This is a genomic window from Photobacterium ganghwense, assembly GCF_003025595.1.
Lineage (GTDB): Bacteria > Pseudomonadota > Gammaproteobacteria > Enterobacterales > Vibrionaceae > Photobacterium > Photobacterium ganghwense.
The window spans coordinates 540,746-557,243 of sequence record NZ_PYMI01000004.1 but is presented as its reverse complement, the minus strand read 5'-3'; the positions used below and the strand labels follow the sequence as shown (position 1 = coordinate 557,243).

Annotated in this window: 11 protein-coding genes; 6 read left to right on the top strand and 5 right to left on the bottom strand. The window is 49.0% G+C overall.

The genetic code is table 11. The features are described from left to right. Positions 1-3 precede the first annotated feature (3 nt). Complete coding sequence (locus C9I92_RS16870) at positions 4-2,973, bottom strand: Ig-like domain-containing protein (protein WP_047886141.1); 2,970 nt, start codon at positions 2,971-2,973, stop codon at positions 4-6. A 731-nt stretch (positions 2,974-3,704) separates the two neighbouring features. Here C9I92_RS16870 and C9I92_RS16865 point away from each other — a divergent pair. Next, positions 3,705-4,904 carry a type III PLP-dependent enzyme gene (locus C9I92_RS16865; RefSeq protein WP_047886140.1) on the top strand — a complete coding sequence of 400 codons (1,200 nt, stop codon included), beginning with the start codon at positions 3,705-3,707 and terminating at the stop codon, positions 4,902-4,904. Between the two features lie 234 nt (positions 4,905-5,138). On the opposite strand, the gene C9I92_RS16860 is transcribed toward C9I92_RS16865, so the two are convergent. After that, the gene (locus C9I92_RS16860) at positions 5,139-5,981 is read right to left on the bottom strand and encodes a LysR family transcriptional regulator (protein ID WP_047886139.1); all 843 of its coding nucleotides are present in this window, start codon (positions 5,979-5,981) and stop codon (positions 5,139-5,141) included. Between the two features lie 112 nt (positions 5,982-6,093). Here C9I92_RS16860 and C9I92_RS16855 point away from each other — a divergent pair, with 112 nt between their 5' ends. Next, positions 6,094-6,741 (top strand): glutathione S-transferase family protein, encoded by a 648-nt coding sequence (locus C9I92_RS16855; RefSeq protein WP_047886138.1) that lies wholly within the window; start codon positions 6,094-6,096, stop codon positions 6,739-6,741. A gap of 135 nt (positions 6,742-6,876) precedes the next feature. Here the strand turns inward: C9I92_RS16855 and C9I92_RS16850 are convergent, their stop codons facing one another. Next, on the bottom strand, positions 6,877-7,755 hold the full coding sequence (locus C9I92_RS16850; protein ID WP_053061889.1) for a LysR family transcriptional regulator: 879 nt from the start codon (positions 7,753-7,755) through the stop codon (positions 6,877-6,879). Positions 7,756-7,881: 126 nt separating this feature from the next. Here C9I92_RS16850 and C9I92_RS16845 point away from each other — a divergent pair, with 126 nt between their 5' ends. Further along, positions 7,882-8,184, top strand: coding sequence for a putative quinol monooxygenase (locus C9I92_RS16845; protein ID WP_047886137.1), 303 nt, complete (start codon positions 7,882-7,884; stop codon positions 8,182-8,184). 34 nt (positions 8,185-8,218) lie between these two features. On the opposite strand, the gene C9I92_RS16840 is transcribed toward C9I92_RS16845, so the two are convergent. Together C9I92_RS16840 and C9I92_RS16835 are read right to left on the bottom strand one after the other, a co-directional pair. Then, positions 8,219-8,821, bottom strand: a complete 603-nt coding sequence (locus C9I92_RS16840) for a response regulator transcription factor (protein ID WP_047886136.1) — start codon at positions 8,819-8,821, stop codon at positions 8,219-8,221. Then, positions 8,818-10,989 carry a sensor histidine kinase gene (locus tag C9I92_RS16835; protein ID WP_084712624.1) on the bottom strand — a complete coding sequence of 724 codons (2,172 nt, stop codon included), beginning with the start codon at positions 10,987-10,989 and terminating at the stop codon, positions 8,818-8,820. Before C9I92_RS16835 ends, C9I92_RS16840 begins: the two co-directional genes overlap by 4 nt. A 232-nt stretch (positions 10,990-11,221) precedes the next feature. On the opposite strand from C9I92_RS16835, the gene dsrO reads away from it, so the two are divergent. Genes dsrO through C9I92_RS16820 form a run of 3 tightly spaced genes read left to right on the top strand, consistent with a single transcriptional unit; the run spans position 11,222 to position 16,329 of the window. Continuing rightward, positions 11,222-12,034: a sulfate reduction electron transfer complex DsrMKJOP subunit DsrO gene (gene dsrO / locus C9I92_RS16830; protein ID WP_047886135.1), complete on the top strand. Its 813-nt coding sequence runs from the start codon at positions 11,222-11,224 to the stop codon at positions 12,032-12,034. Then, positions 12,031-13,188 carry an NrfD/PsrC family molybdoenzyme membrane anchor subunit gene (gene nrfD / locus C9I92_RS16825; protein ID WP_047886134.1) on the top strand — a complete coding sequence of 386 codons (1,158 nt, stop codon included), beginning with the start codon at positions 12,031-12,033 and terminating at the stop codon, positions 13,186-13,188. Before dsrO ends, nrfD begins: the two co-directional genes overlap by 4 nt. A 12-nt stretch (positions 13,189-13,200) precedes the next feature. After that, complete coding sequence (locus C9I92_RS16820; protein WP_047886133.1) at positions 13,201-16,329, top strand: tetrathionate reductase subunit A; 3,129 nt, start codon at positions 13,201-13,203, stop codon at positions 16,327-16,329. Positions 16,330-16,498: the final 169 nt, after the last annotated feature.

Below are 16,498 nucleotides of genomic sequence, written 5' to 3'. Positions count from 1 at the left end.
TGGCTATTTCCTATAGTGTAGAGTTTTGGTTAGTGTTGCTGATGCACCACCAACAACATCTTTAACAGTTATTCTTAATGAATAAGTTCCTTCGGCGATATTTTGCATGTCAATGTTCGTATCAAAGCTCTTACCAGTAGTGTCTAACACATTAATACTTCCTAGTGTGACAGTGATTCTAACTGGATTATTGGTTGTGCCTATGTTCCCGAGAACACGAAGTGTATTGCCTTTAACGTCGCTGTTTGATGGAGACAATAGATCAATAGATATTGGCACATTTAGTTTTGAGTGGATCTCTCTTTTCTCCCCTCTGTTAGACTCAGCAAGAATTGTATAGAAGTGGGAACCAGGCAGCAGATTGTTTAATGGCCAAGTATATGCGTTCTTGTCTTTACAATTATTAGGGTAAACTTTGCAGTAGTTTTGTGAACGATACCATGTTGAGTTAGGTGCAGTGAGTCGAATTGGAGCCATGTCGTCCATTTGCAACTCTAGGTAACTGATCCCTGTATCATCAGAAGCCGATACTTGGATTTCATAATCTCCGATATCCGGCGTAGTTGTGCTACTAGATCCAGTATGGATATGTTGGCTGATTTTTGGGCTAACAATCTGAGCTGGGTTGTTACTTGAAAAGCTGGATTCAACATCAATATAAGATGATTGTTGCAGCATGGCCCGAACTATTACTGAATGGATTCCATCGGCCATTCGTGTTGTGTCTATCCGACAAGATGGCTCTGTCCCAGTGCATTTATGTGATAAGTCAACATACCATGTGATGTTTGATATTAATGTGGATGGATCACTAATCGTTGCATTCAGTAATCCCACAACAGGGGATGACTGGTCGTAAACTACAGTTGGATGATAGTCAGCATTTGCAACTACAACTCCTGGTTTAAGCAGCGCGTCGCCATCAGGTAGCATTGCAAACACTCGGTAGTAGGTGCGTTCACTGACATTTCGTTTCCATGACAATGGTAACCCGCTTTCTGGTGAGTAAGCTAAAAGTTCAGCTGTTTCCCAGCAGTCACAGCTTTCCCTATACTTTTCAACTTTAAATCCTATTTCGTTCTGCCATTTGTCTAGCCAGGTTAATTCCAGCAAAGATGTCTTAGTGTTATAAATTGCTTTAAGTGATGCAGTTTCTGTTGCGGTGTCATCAGTAATGTTTAGTCTAACCTTAGAAACATTTGAATCGAGGAAACTGTCATTAACTTTATAACTAAAGGCATCATCAACCAAAAGGTCAGGGCTTAATGGAGCATAAACTACCATTCCTTCATTGGGATCGGTTAATGTTGCAGTTCCAGTAATAGCTGGATTAACTTTTGAAAATACGAGAGGGCCGGTACCGCCATATCCAGTTAATTTCACTGACTGTTGAATTAGCTGCCCCTGCCTTACCAATAGAGTTTTATTGACATTTTGAGTTAATGGCACTGGCTTATCAGTGACATTAAAACCACCACTAAAAGAGGTGAAGTTTTCACCATAGGAGTCTACTGCTGGGAAGTTTGAAAAGTTCACTTTGTATGAGTAATAACCATTCCTCATACCTGTATTGCTCAAAGCTACACCTAATTGCTCATCATCGAAAAGCGAAGCAACATTAAATAACAGTGAATTATTTGCATCTACACTGAATATTGATGAATCGTTTTCAAGCTTCAGTCTTACGGCTAACTCTCCGTCTTTTGTGTAGTAGGTGGCTGTAGCGGTACCATTTTGGGTTGGATTGATTTCTAAGGTTGTACCATCAGAAATCCAATCGTACACATAAGAGAATGTTACTTGACGTTCACCGATTGAACGAACCACATCAGAGCCATCAACCAATGTCACTTCGATTGTCGTTGTTCCTTTTGCTTTTGGTAATTGAGCAACATTTAAGCTTACTGAAGGAGCAATGGCGCCATCTTCCTTATCCGCTAATGCCTTGAGGTTGAGTGCACTAATCGCAGCTGGTGAAGCAAGGTCAGCAACAATATTGGCTTCAATATTTTTTCCGCTAATAGAAAAAGTGCGGGAGGTAATACCGTCTGGGTAATCTATAAATTGAATATTATTTGTATTGATAAGAAAATGGCCTTTAGGAGGGGCTATATCTGAAATGTTAAATCGAATTTCACCTTCCGTAGACTGATTTTTACCATCATCAGCAACATAGTAGAAGGTATCAACCCCAGAATAATCATTGTTAGGTTGGTAAGTGAATTCACCAGTGAGTGAGTTGAATGTAATAATCTGTCCATTGGTAGGGTTTTGAGTTACTGCATAGGTTATACGATCATTTTCAATATCTGAGGCAGAAAGTACACTGGTTAATGAAGTATTGATGGCAGTATTATGTATAGTTAATGCAGGAACAGTTGGTGGAACGTTCTCTCCTGGTGATTGGTTATAACAGGTATAATGCTGGGTTATCACTTCATCATTGTCCAGTACACCATTGCGATTGTTATCCGAACCAACTAATACTACACTACCGCCAAAATCACAGCTTTCGCCGGGACCTTCGCCACGGATACGTACTAAGAAAATGTAGTCATCATTTCCATTGTGGCCACTGCTGTTACACATAAATGATGTTTCTATAATCTCACTTTCTGAGAGTTTGCTATCGCCATTAACATCCATTCCAATTGTAAACTCACTGCCACCGTTAGCGCAGTGAGCACCAGAAGGAATTGATTTAATATCAATTAATGACGCATTTCCAATGCTTCCATTACAGATGGTTTGGTAACCAGTAATTTCATTTGGTTCAAGAGAGCCATTGCCATTTAAGTCTGTTCCCATTGCTATTTCTAGTCCGCCACTGGTACATTGCTCAGAAGCAGGGATAATTGATGACTTAACTAGAGTTCGGCTTCCTAATTTAGTTTCTGGATCATCACTGTTTCCGCCACCACAACCAAATAGCGTAAAAGCAGTCAAAACTGCCATACTTCCTAATATGCGCATTTTTTTCCTCAAAATTTAGATAAAATACTTTTTAAGTCCACGTAAATTTCTTAACTTAAAAAAGCATTACTTAGTAAATTAATAATAACCACCGTTTACTGCATTGAAATTTATTCATCGATGGCTAGGTTATATTTTGTTATGTGCATGTGTCAAAGAGCTATGGATAAAAAAGTGTACGTCTCTCACATATATGAATCACTTTAACGATAAAATGATAGGTGCAATATATGACTGAATAATTACGAGTTTCCTATAATCATAACAATATCTTTAATGATGATTTTAGTTATAATTAAAATTGTAATTTAAGGTGATATTGGGATTTATTATTATTTTTAGTATTATTGTTTTTAATGTTTTGGTGTGTATGAAATTAAATTGAAAAAATCAAATAAATTTAATTTATGAAAAGTGTTTTTAGCTCAACAAGGCAAAAAAATTCTTAGAACGTTCTCAATGTTTCATCTACTACCATCAAATTACCCAATCTTCACAACAAAAAAAATTTGATTTCATTGCCCTAATTTTTTATTGCACCAGTAACTTTATGACCTTACTATCGCGCTGCTTCTTGATGATAGCCAATCCGAGTACATCACATCACGTTTTGTGGCAAGGCGATAGAGCAACTATCCAAGAGTGACTTTGACTGCGCAACTGCGCTTTTTTTGACGCTCCACTTTTCATCACTATGTAAATGAAAAGTGCTTATGTACTGGAGACTTGCAATGGCTCACGCTCATTCTGTTCTGGATTTCCAATCTTTTTCTTCTCAGGCGCTTTCTGCTGACGAAACACAATTAATTACATCGTCGGTAGAGCAATTTGGTGCACCGTTACTTCTGCTTGATTGCGACGTGATTCGCCAGCAGTACCGTGCGCTGCACAATGCGTTGCCGGGAGTGACTCTTCACTTTGCGTTAAAACCTCTGCCGCATCCGGCAGTAGTCAGGACGCTATTGGATGAAGGCGCAAGCTTTGATTTGGCAACCAGTGGTGAAGTTGAGTTGGTCGCGCAGGAAGGTGTACCTGCCGAACGCACAATTCACACACATCCTATTAAGCGTGATGCTGATATTCGTGATGCGCTGGCTTATGGCTGCAATGTGTTTGTTGTCGATAACCTTAATGAACTGGCGAAGTTCAAAGCGTATCAAAATGACGTTGAGTTGTTGGTACGCCTGAGCTTCCGTAACTCAGAATCGTTTGCTGATTTGTCGAAAAAGTTTGGCTGTTCACCAGAACAGGCGCTGACCATTATCGAAATGGCGAAAGAATGGAATATTCGCATTAAAGGCCTGTCATTCCATGTCGGGTCACAAACCACGAATCCACAAAAATATGTTGAAGCCATTCGCACCTGTAAAACGGTGATGGAGCAAGTGGTTGCACGTGGTCTGCCAGCACTGAGTACGCTGGATATCGGTGGCGGTTTCCCTGTTTCTTACTCTAAGCAGGTGATGCCTATTGATCAGTTCTGCGTGCCAATCAACGAAGCGCTGAACGAGTTGCCTGAGACTGTTCAGGTGCTGGCTGAACCAGGACGTTTTATTGTGGCGCAGTCTGTCACCAGTGTGGCGTCCGTTATGGGACAGGCCGAGCGTGAAGGTCAGATGTGGTACTACCTGGATGACGGTATTTACGGCTCGTTCAGCGGACTGATGTTTGATGATGCTCAGTACCCGCTGGTGGTGCTGAAACAGGAAGGCGAGTATGTACCAAGCGTGCTGGCCGGACCAACCTGCGACAGCATTGATGTGATTGCTGAAAATATCATGCTGCCGAAACTGGATAATGGTGATTTGGTGGTTGGTCGTATGATGGGGGCTTACACCAGTGCGACAGCAACCGATTTTAATTTCTTCAAACGAGCGCAGACAGTACTGCTGAACGAGCATGCTGAGAACAGCGAACGTATGATTGGCTGAGTCAATCAATAACTGATTGCAACGGATTATTGCTCAGCCTGATTACAGAGCTGTGACTGATTAATCGGCTAACGAATCCAGAGAAGCTCTCACCTTGGTGAGGGCTTTTTTATTGGTGATTGATTTTGCGCTTAGCTGACCCGTTTTCATGCTGAACTTGTCCCGGCCTTTATGCACAGCGTTTAAGCATAGCATTTATGTACTGCCTTCATGCGCTAAATTCCGATGTTGTTTTCAGATAACAGATGACGATAAGTCTAAAGTCATTCTTTCCAGAGACTCTTTATCCAGCAAAGGATGGGGATAGACGCCGGATACCAGCGCAATGTCCACCGCAGGAAGAGGGGGCATGTTGTCGAGAATGCGCAAATCGTCAGTGACGCTGAGCCTGCCCATGGCTCCAATGGCCAGTCCTTCCCTGACAATCGCCCGTTGGGCGGATGCGGTGTTGCAGCAGGCAAGCAACAAATAGGACGTGCCCCGCTTGGTTAAGCCGTCGATTGCGGCGGCGTGATACTTACAGTCTGTCTGGAACAAGGCCAGAGGCACAGGCTGGGAGTCATCCAATGCATACTCTTTGCTTGCAATCCAGACCCCCTGATCGTGCATCAGCCAATGGCCTTCTTCGCTACCGGGTGCTCGTGTGAGAATCGCGGCGTCGATTTTGCCTTCATCGAGCCATTCTCTCAGCGTCACACTCGGCTGGCTGTAAACCTGAATAGAGCAGGTGGGTTCGGCTTGCTTAAGCACACGAATCACTTTAGGCAGGATAATATCGTTGTAGTCTTCCGGACAACCGAGCCGAAGCGAGCGTTTGTTCTCGTAGCGTTTTACTTGCTTGAGGGTTTTATTGTGCAATGCGACTAACTGCTCGGCATGGGTACGTAGCGCCAAACCCGCTTCGCTTAAGACGAGGTTTCGGCCTTCTTTCACAAACAGGCTGACGCTCAGCTCATCTTCCAGTTTTCGCATTTGTGCACTGAATGCAGATTGGGTGCGGTGAATCTGCTTCGCTGCGCGAGTAAAACTGCCGGTTTCAACAAAAGCAAGAAAGCTTCTTAGTGCATCAATGTCCATTCAGGCGGCAATCCATCGTTTTTATTAATATGTGCTATTAAAACTATCCGTTAGTGCTTATGAAAACAATCCCTTACTCTGCAAACACTCAGACAACACGCAGGGAGCTCAGATGCAACTTTTTATTGGAAACCAAAATTACTCAACCTGGTCGTTACGTGCCTGGCTTATTTTTGCACAGAATGATCTAAACGTAGAGGTGGTGAAGCTCAAACTGTTCAGTGAGGGGTTTTATCAATCACTGGCCGAGGTTACGCCAACCGCTAAAGTCCCTGCCTTGATCGACGTTGAGGTGGTGGTATGGGATTCACTCGCCATTTTGGAATACGTTAATGAAGCCTACCTGGAGGGCAAAGCCTGGCCACGTTCACCCAAAGACAGAGCCAAGGCGCGTGCTGTTTCAGCAGAAATGCATTCAGGCTTTTTCAGTCTGCGTAATGAATTACCGATGAACTGCCGGGCAAGCCGAAAAGTTGAACTGAGCCAAGAGGCACTCAATGACATCGCTCGCATTGATGCGATCTGGTCAGAGCAAATGGCGCTCTATCCTGATGGTTGGCTGTTTGGTGAGTGGTCTATCGCAGATGCGATGTATGCCCCTGTTGCATTGCGCATGCAAACGTACGGTATTCCGTTGTCTGCTCAGGCCAAAGCGTATCAGCAAAGGGTACTCAACAGTCAGGCGATACAGCGCTGGTTAGCGGAAGCCAGCCTGGAGACGGATATTGTCGTTGAGGATGAAGCCGGCGAGCCGGTATAAAACCAGAGGGCCAGTATAAGGCTTCAACTGGTATTACCGCGAACGGCTCAGTGATGAGCCGTTCATCTTTATGGCCTGCCATTGATGCGGTTGTCGTTGTGGTTGGGGTTTCGGCTGTGGTGATGGCATGAAGCGTCATTGGTTCGCTGAAGGAGTCTTTAAAATGTTCCACAGCTGCTGGATTGCTTGATTCTTGTCTGGCTGGGAGGTGACTTTCTCCGTCATCAGATAATACTCGTTGCCCGTGAGAAGTGTCTCGGGTGAATAAATCACTAAGCGCTGGCTTTCCAGCTCCTCTTGTATCAGCCGACAATCGCATAACCCAATCCCGAATCCTTTCAACGCGGCCTGCGTGACTTGTTCTAATGTCGAGAAGTAGGTATTTGCGCCGGTTATGCCATCACCATATTTTTTCTGCCAACGCGCCCAGTCATCCTTTTTACTGTGGGCGTGCAGGAATACACGGGGAGCCGGAGACGGTTTGGACATGGCGGCTAAATACACGGGACTTACGACCGGAATCAGGCACTCTTCAAATAGACATTGATAGTCATAGAGTTCTGATGATAACGCTTTGCCGAAAACAATTTTGGCGTCAAAGTCATCTAAGCTTTTACTGTCGTCATGTTGATAGCTAGACGTCAGATTCACGCAGATATCAGCATGTTCGGTATTAAACGTACCAATTTTTGACAGAACCCAGGACGTAGTACACCCCGGCGCGCACAGGTTGATGTGGTTGATGGTCGTTGATGGAGGTTCCACGAATGCCGTGAGCGTTTTAATTACCTCTTGTGCGATGGGTAACAGTTCATGTCCTGCCGCCGTAAGCCTAAGCCCACGCGCCTCCCTGTGAAATAACGGTTTATCGAGCTGTGTTTCCAGATTTTTGATCTGTTTGCTGACGGCTCCTTGCGTGAGAAACAATGTTTTAGACGCCGCCGAAATATTGAGGCTTTGTGCCACAACGACAAAAGTTTGCAGTGCTGAGGTGGAGGGGAGTTGAGGTTTCATTGTGTCAGCCTATTCCGGTCTGGAATACCGACTATATCTTTTTTTCGATTTTCATGACAGGTGTCCCGTGTTGTTATTGTCGCTACGTAATGAGTTGTTTTTATATAAATTAATTAAGGTGGCGAGATGATTACAGCAATCGTAAAAGCGCGAGTTATTGAAGAAAAAATGGGTGACATTCGGCGTGTTGCGGCTATTTTGCAATATGAATACGCACCTGATGAACCCGGTTGTTTACAGTATGAGTCTTATATAGACGGTGAACAGTTTGTCACGATTGAGCGCTGGCTTGATCAAGCGCACCTAAACCAGCACTTGGCAGCAGAACACGTCAAAGAGTATGTCCCTCAACTGAGAGCTTGTGTTGTCGGCGGCATCTTTGACGTGCTGTTTATTGACTCCGAAGGTTGTCGGCACGTGACGATCTAACTCTCTCTTCATGTTTCCATCTCACCGTGCAGATTCACACTAATTGGCCATAGAGGTAAGCCAGCTCGGCGACGGTTTTGGCGGAGAACTTTTTCAGCAAACTGGCGCGATGGACTTCCACGGTTCTGACCGCAATACACAGTTCATCGGCAATTCGCTGATTGCGCTTGCCCTCAATGATCAGCCGCAGGATATCTTTTTCGCGTTCAGTCAGGGAATGATAGGCCGATTTTGCGTCGGTCATATCCTGACTGGTTTGCGAAACGTTAAAGCCGTGCCGTATTGCCTGTGCCAGTTCACTGCCTTTGACCGGTTTCTGGAAAAAGTGAATCGCGCCAGCCTGCATGGCATCTACGGCCATTGGCACATCACCGTGACCGGTCAGGTAGATCACCGCCAAAGGGCTGTTTTTCTCACGTAGCAGCTGGTGGACCTGCTGGCCTTTGAGCTTAGGCATGCGGCTGTCGAGGATCACGCAGCCTGGCAGAGCGAGGTTAACGCGATCCAGAAATGCCTGACCGTCTTTGAAGGTCGTGACCTTGAACTCGTGTTCTTCCAGCATGAAAGCCAGCGAATCCCGAACTGACTCATCGTCATCGACAACGTACACGGGCAAAACGGAGGATGTTGTGGTCATGAAACACTCCTTGTTTGTGAGGTGGAATGGGTGGCAGCCATAGCAATTCCGTCATAGGGTAGGGTGATCGTGGCGATACAGCCTTGAGGCGCCTGATCTGTTTGAGGTGCCCTTTCTGCTTGAAACGTCGAGGGGGCTTGATGCTCGCGGTTAGCCAGTGTCAGTTCGCCACCGTGTGCTTCAATAATGTCACGACAAATAGCCAGTCCCAGCCCCAGTCCGTCTGGCTTGCTGCTGTTAAAGGCGCGACTAATGTTCTCTTGACTTCCTGCCCGTAACCCTGTGCCGTTGTCGATGATTTGAATGCGTAGTGCGGTAGGCATATAGTTAGTGCATACTTCGATTTGGGCTCTGTAATACAGAGCATCGCCTGATTGGACGCCCTCAGTGATGACAGAAAGCACTGCGCCGTTATTTGTGCCTTTTTTCGTGTCATTTTTCTTATCAATGACTGCATCGATATATGGTTCAATATTGGTGTTAATGTTTGTATAGGTGACGGTATCGCTTGTCATCATTGTTTCTGTCGTCGCTTCTTCACAGGCATCCATCGCATTGTTGAGTAGGTTAACCAGCACCTGCTGAATGCCTACCGCATCGATGAGCAGCGCGTGTGGAGCACCCTGACAGGTGCGTGACACGGTCACCCCTTGTTTTTTCAACCGGAATGCCAGCAGGGCAACCGTGTCGTGGATCAGCGATTCCATATCACAGGACGTTTTATCGACGCTGCGTTTTTGGATCAACGTACGCAGGCGGCGAATGATGGCATCGGCGCGATCTACCTGCTCCTGAATTTTCTCCATCACCGGAATAATTTCTTCATGTGGCTTGTGTTTTTGCAGCCTCAGCATTCCCCCTTCGCTGTAATTGCGAATAGCGGCCAGCGGCTGGTTGATCTCGTGGGCCAAACTGCTACCCAACTCGCCGACAATCGCGACCCGCTGGGCATGTTCCAGCAGATCACTTTTTTCTTTCAGACGAAGCTGGGCGGCTTCCAGCGACTTCTGACTGCGGCTGAAGCGGTATTCCAGCCAGAAATGGTAGGCGTTCAGGAACACGATCAACATGATCAGCCCCCATCCCCATTCCTGATGTGCTTTTAGCCAGCGCAGGGCTTCCTGCCACCAGGGCTGCTGAAGTGGGTGAATATCCAGCTCTTGATAGAGCTTGTCGATAGCCAGCAGGCTGACGGGGGACGTCCACCCGGAAGCGCCGGCCGCAATCGCCGCGTGGCTGTCTGCAGGCATCGCCAAGAGAGCACGGGAAACTTGTTTTGCCAGACTGGCAGAAGTGCGCTCTGTTTTGGCAAAAGACCAGTTGGGGTAAAGTGCCGTTGAAACCTCGCAGGGGAAGCCATCGGGCGCGCGATTGTTGATCACCCGAAAAGCATCAGGCTCAAGTAACCCTTCTTTTACCATGTTTTCCAGCAGGCAAGCAGGTACCACTGCGGCCTCGACCGTGTGATCACGAAGCTGGTAAAGGTTGGCATCAATGGGAAATCCAAGGAAATGTACGTCGGCAAAGAACTCATCCGGATTACCGCCAGACAGAGTGATTTGGTAACGCAGGGTCAGATACCCGCCAAAAGCATTCTCAGCAACGGCCGCAACAGGGTGACCTGCAATGTCTTCCCAACGTTGATAGGGGGAGTCATTGCGTACCACCAGTGTAGAGCCGATACCGTGGTTCTGGCTCACCGGTGCCGTGCTGGATAAGGTCGCCAGCCACGACAGGGCATATTGTCGGCCCAGTCGGACGGCTTGTCCCGGGTTGGTCAGTACCAGGTCGATGTGCTGGCTTTCAACGGCCGCAGCCATTTGCGGCAGATCCAGAGGGCGTAGCACAAACCGGGTGTCAGGAATCTGCGATTCCAGCCAGTCGAGTGTTGGTTGCCAGCGCTGCTCGGCGTAGAGGTGTCCGCGAATTGCCAGCACGCCGACTTCGATTATCCGCTTTAACTCAGCTGTTGACTCATATTCTGGCTTTGATGAGCTAATGGCAGAAACATCGGAGGTATCCGCAACGGCTAAAAGCGAACAGAAAGAACTGAATAAAAAGACCGACACAAACGACAGCGAAGCAAGAATGTGCCTGGCTGAAAAGCGCGTAGCCGGTTGTTGATGCGGGCTTTTGGCAGAGAAACCATTTGCCCTCCAGACTGTCATCCATCACTCCATGATCTTGAGCTGCAATCGCTTTTTAAACAGGTAACCTGTTATTGCATCCCACTTTTTCGGGATGTTTTGGGCTTAGCGTTAGGATACCAGCAGTACCGTGAAAACCTCATTTGTTTTGGATCAACTTTGCTTCGGGTATGTGGAAAACCACAATATCAGCCCAGTGATGGAAGGCCGACAATACCCCTGAACTCTCTACGTATTTTCAGGCAGGTGATGTATGGATTCCACCAAACGACGCTTTCTCAGTGCTCTGACTGCGGGGGCGGCACTGATACCGGTCTCTGGGGCCTCGGCGGCCACCACTGTTATTCGCAATAACAACCAGCCCGATCGTAAAGGCATGGTCGGGAAACGCTACGCAATGGTGGTTGATCTACGTAAATGTGTCGGCTGTCAGGCTTGTACGGTGGCGTGCAGTATTGAAAATCAGGCACCCATTGGCCAGTTCCGGACCACAGTCAAACAGTATGAGGTGACGCTGGATGATGGCTCTACCATCACCCAAAACGTGAAGTCGTTCATGCTGCCTCGTCTTTGCAACCATTGTGACAATCCCCCTTGTGTCGCGGTGTGTCCGGTGCAGGCCACGTTTCAGCGAGAGGACGGCATTGTGATGGTCGATAACCAGCGCTGTGTAGCCTGTGCGTATTGTGTTCAGGCTTGCCCTTACGATGCCCGTTTTATCAATGAAGAGACCCTGACTGCGGACAAATGCACGTTCTGTGCTCATCGTCTGGAAAAAGGGCTGTTACCCGCCTGTGTGGAAACGTGTGTAGGTGGTGCACGGATCATCGGAGATATGAACGACCCCAACAGTACCGTCAGCCGCCTGCTTTCTTCCCATAAAGATGATCTTAAGGTGCTCAAGCCAGAAGAAAACACCAAGCCGCATGTGTTCTATCTCGGGATGAATGAGCGCTTTACCAGTCACATCCATGGCAGGGCGGCGATTTATGAGCCTCGGGTTTATGACAATGCGCCTGCGAAAGAACACGCAGCGCAAGAACAAGCACAAGGAGATCAGGTATGAATATCACCGAAATCTTGGTGCCACCACAGGCCATTGCCTGGTTGCCGTGGGCGGTGCAGTATTTTTTCTATATCGGCTCGGCGTATGCTGCCGCCATCATGTTTTTGATTGCACTGGCCTTTGAGAATCATACCAGTCACCGTCTGCGCGCCGCACTGGCACTGACGATGGCTATCGGGGCGATTGTTGGTCCCCTTGCGTTAACCGGCGATTTGCACCAGCCGGGGCGAGCCTGGCATTTCTACCCCCATTTTACCCCTTGGTCGTGGATGTCGTTGGGAGCGGTACTACTTCCACTGTTTACCGGACTGGCCATTGTCACCACCTGGCTATATCTGCGACCGGATTTGATCGCCCTTCAACGCAACTCGAATAAGGTTCTGGCTCAGTGTGGCAAGTTAGCTTTGGGACAGTGGCAGACTTCCCGCTCAGTCATGCTGTTCAGTGCTGGCGGTACAGTGTTGTCAGGGGTGTCTATTGCCTTGTATACCGGCGCTGAAATTGCCGTGGTGACCAGTCGGCCGTTATGGCACCAACCGGCGTCACCGGTACTGTGGTTTGTGACGGCATTTTTGGGGGCGGTCGGTTTTTCGCTGATTATCTGGCTGCTGTTTCCCTCCGCCGGACGAGATGAACTGACCCGTACAGATCTGCGTCTTTACCGCCAGACAATGATGCTAAGTGGCCTGCTGGCGTTGTTACTGGTGCCTATTTGGGCATCGAACAATCCCGCCTTTTCGCTCTATTCAGACCCGCACTGGCTCACCAGCCTGATTGTGCTGGCTGCCGCATTGTTTGCTTGTGTGATTCTGGCGCTGGGTGTGTTACGAACAGGTGCTTCAGCAACAAGCTCGGCAACAAGTCAGGTAATGGAAGGGTGTCGACAACCCCGTCGTTTTCCAGGAAAAAGCCGTCTATGGCTGGTCGCTGTGGTGTGTTTGCTGGCCGGGTGGTTCACCCGCTGGGTAACCATGATGCAGGTGCAGACGATCCCAAAAGCCGATGTGGGCCCTTATCCCTACCATTTACCGCTGGACGGGAATGGCCTGTTGGGGATTGCCGGTATGTTCGGGCTGTGGCTGGCCCTGGCTTTACTGGCTTCTGAATTGCTTCAGCCACGTCAACCCGTGTCCGTCTCCCCGGATCAGAAGTAAGAGGATGTGATTATGGATAACAAACGTCGTCAGTTATTGAAATCGGGCCTGGCGGTCGGTGGGCTAGGCACTTTTGCTGCCGGTTACGCAACCACGGCCAAACACATGGTGGAAGGGGCGATTGAAGGTACGGCAGGGCAGAAAACCCATCATGACCATCACGGTAACTCACTGGAGCCGGAATACCACACCACGAAAGAAGGCAATCTGATCGCGAACCCTAACCAGCGAGTGGCACCGTCAATGTGTTTTGGCTGCTGGACGCTATGTGGGTTGCGGGTCAGGATCGATAACCACACGGATGAGATTTTGCGTATTGGTGGGAACCCGTATCACCCGCTTTCGCATCATCAGCAGATTCCGTTTGAGACACCGGTTAAAGACGCCTATCTCGGACTGGCAGGAGAAGCCGGGCTGGAAGGCCGTTCTACTGCCTGCGCCCGGGGTAACGGGATGATCGAAATCCGCAACAGTCCTTATCGGATCACTCAGCCGCTGAAACGTGCCGGGAAACGGGGCGAGGGAAAATGGGTGCCGATCAGCTACGAGCAGTTGATCACTGAAATTGTTGAGGGTGGGGATTTATTTGGGGAAGGGCACGTAGACGGCCTGCGGGCCATTCGCGACCTCGACACGCCAGTGGATGCGGATAACCCGGAATACGGTCCTAAGGCGAACCAGTTGCTGGTGACCAATGCCGGCAACGAAGGACGTGACGATATCCTGAAACGTTTTGCGTTTAACAGCTATGGCACCCGAAATTTTGGTCATCATGGCTCGTACTGTGGCTACGCCTTTCGCGCTGGTTCAGGGGCGTTTATGAACGATCTCGACAAGTTTTCCCACCTGAAACCGGATTTGGAGCATGCGGAATATGTGATGTTTATTGGCATGTCCCCGGCGCAGGCCGGGAACCCGTTCAAACGGCAGGCACGTCAGCTGACGCAGGCGCGCACCAGCGGTAAGTTCGAATACACGGTGATCACGCCAAGCTTGCCTGCCGGATCATCGAGTTTGGCGGCCGAGGACAATAACCACTGGATTCCGATCAAACCCGGCACGGATTCGGCGCTGGTGCTGGGGATGATGCAGTGGATCATTGCCAACAACCGATACAACCATCAGTTTCTGGCGCAGCCGGGGGAAAATGCCATGCAGCGGGCCGGTACCGCACATTGGTGTAATGCAACTCACCTGGTGATCAGCGATGAGTCTCATCCTCGGCATGGCAATTTCCTGCGCGTATCTGATCTGGCTACGTTGCCTGACCTGAAGATTTCGCCCGCGCTGAGCCTACCGTTTGACGGCGAGCCTCGTTCGGAGGCCGATCCGTTTGTGGTGGTTGATGCACACTCTGGTGCGTTGTCTGCTCATACCCAACACGGAGAAGCGGCACTGTTTGTCGATCAGACAGTCATGACAACCAAGGGCGAAGTCCGGGTGAAGTCGTCGTTGCAGCGTTTAAAAGAAGAGGCATTTAAATACGATCTGGATTTTTATAGTGAGCAATGTGGCATTCCCAAAGCACAAATTATCGAGCTGGCAGAACGGTTCACCAGTCATGGCACGAAGGCCGTCGTCGATACTCATGGCGGGAACATGCACACCAACGGGTTTTACAATGCCTTCACCATCGTCATGCTCAACGCGCTGATCGGTAACATTAATTGCAAAGGCGGGGCGATGGCCAAAGCCGGTGGCTATCCGACTTCCGCGGCGGGGCCGCGTTATGATTTCACCCGCTTTGACGGCAAAGTCGCGCCTAAAGGGGTGTTTTTGTCCCGCAGTAAATTTCCGTATCACAAAACCAGCGAGTACAAGCGTCGGGTCGCGGCAGGGGAGTCCCCTTATCCCACGCGTGCGCCCTGGTACCCGATCTCAGCGCCGTTGCTGACCGAACATTTATCGGCGGCTATCGACGGGTATCCGTATCGAGCCAAGGCGTGGATCAACCATATGGCGAACCCGATTTATGGGGTGCCCGGTTTGAAAACCTTGCTGGAGGCGAAGCTCAAAGATCCGCAGCAGCTTGGCCTGATTGTTTCTGTCGATGCGTTTATTAATGAAACCACTGCATTATCGGATTACATCGTGCCGGATACGGTGACTTACGAAAGCTGGGGGATGACTGTGCCTTGGCATGGTGTACCGACCAAAGCCGTCACGGCCCGCTGGCCGATTGTTGATGCGAAAACGGACAAAACACCAGATGGCCGCCCTATCAATCTGGAAAACTTCATCATTGATGTGGCGAAAAAAATGGCTTTGGGTGGGTTTGGTGACAAGGCGATTGTGGATGCACGGGGTGAGTGGCATGACATTCACAATGCGGAAGATTTTTATTTGCGCTCCGCGGCCAATCTGGCGTATGTGAAGGGCGGGGTGCCGGATGTCAGCGCGGAAGATGTGCTCTGGTCAGGGCTGCAGCGCCTGCTGCCGGCAATGCAGAACACGCTCAAACCGGAGGAGCTGAAAAAAGTGGCCTTTGTGCTGTCACGCGGTGGGCGATTTGAAAATGCCGATCAAGCCTACAATGAATCACTCATGAAGCACAAATGGCAGAATCCGGTTGCGATCTGGAACGAAAAAGTCGGTACATCGCGTAATACCCTCACTGGAGAGTTCTATAGTGGTTGCCCGGCCTGGTATCCGCAAAAGCTCAGCGACGGCACGCCAATGGAGGCGCAATACCCGACCTCTGAATGGCCGTTCAGGCTGACGAACTTTAAATCGAACATTCACAGTGCGGTGTCAAACCTGTCGCCACGCCTGAATTCAATCAAAGGTGTTAATCCGGTTTACCTGCATCCGACAGATGCTGAGCAGGCCGGTATTCAGACCGGAGATACCTTCGTGATTGAAACACCGGGAGCCAGCACGACAGCGTTAGCGATGGTAGTGGATGGGATTGGCCGGGGAACGCTGGGGTTTGAGCATGGTTTTGGTCATACCGAGCTGGGCCAACGGGCGCACTGGATCGGGGATAAGCAGCAACCGGTGAAAATGAAAAGTGCGGACGGCGTGAATATCAACGATATAGGGTTGATCGATCCCACCCGAGAAGGGCCGGGTGTCTTGCTTGACTGGGTGGTTGGTGCAGCCGCCCGACAAGCGCTGCCGGCACGAATCCGCAGAGCTTGACGCTTTAGTCGGCGGTCAGAAAGCCGATGCCATAAAATTGCTGCCATAAAGCGATGGCTATAAAGTTCGAATGCGGTCATAGGGCAGAAAAAAGCACTGAAGTGGTTTGCTTCAGTGCTTTTATTGTTTCACGACGCGTCCGCTATATTTTGCTATATCCAGCTATAGA

Coding starts and splice junctions, on each gene's coding strand:
- nrfD (WP_047886134.1), top strand. CDS start 12,031: ATGAATATCACCGAAATCTTGGTGCCACCACAGGCCATTGCCTGGTTG.
- dsrO (WP_047886135.1), top strand. CDS start 11,222: ATGGATTCCACCAAACGACGCTTTCTCAGTGCTCTGACTGCGGGGGCG.
- C9I92_RS16855 (WP_047886138.1), top strand. CDS start 6,094: ATGCAACTTTTTATTGGAAACCAAAATTACTCAACCTGGTCGTTACGT.
- C9I92_RS16845 (WP_047886137.1), top strand. CDS start 7,882: ATGATTACAGCAATCGTAAAAGCGCGAGTTATTGAAGAAAAAATGGGT.
- C9I92_RS16865 (WP_047886140.1), top strand. CDS start 3,705: ATGGCTCACGCTCATTCTGTTCTGGATTTCCAATCTTTTTCTTCTCAG.
- C9I92_RS16820 (WP_047886133.1), top strand. CDS start 13,201: ATGGATAACAAACGTCGTCAGTTATTGAAATCGGGCCTGGCGGTCGGT.
- C9I92_RS16870 (WP_047886141.1), bottom strand. CDS start 2,973: ATGCGCATATTAGGAAGTATGGCAGTTTTGACTGCTTTTACGCTATTT.
- C9I92_RS16835 (WP_084712624.1), bottom strand. CDS start 10,989: ATGACAGTCTGGAGGGCAAATGGTTTCTCTGCCAAAAGCCCGCATCAA.
- C9I92_RS16860 (WP_047886139.1), bottom strand. CDS start 5,981: ATGGACATTGATGCACTAAGAAGCTTTCTTGCTTTTGTTGAAACCGGC.
- C9I92_RS16850 (WP_053061889.1), bottom strand. CDS start 7,755: ATGAAACCTCAACTCCCCTCCACCTCAGCACTGCAAACTTTTGTCGTT.
- C9I92_RS16840 (WP_047886136.1), bottom strand. CDS start 8,821: ATGACCACAACATCCTCCGTTTTGCCCGTGTACGTTGTCGATGACGAT.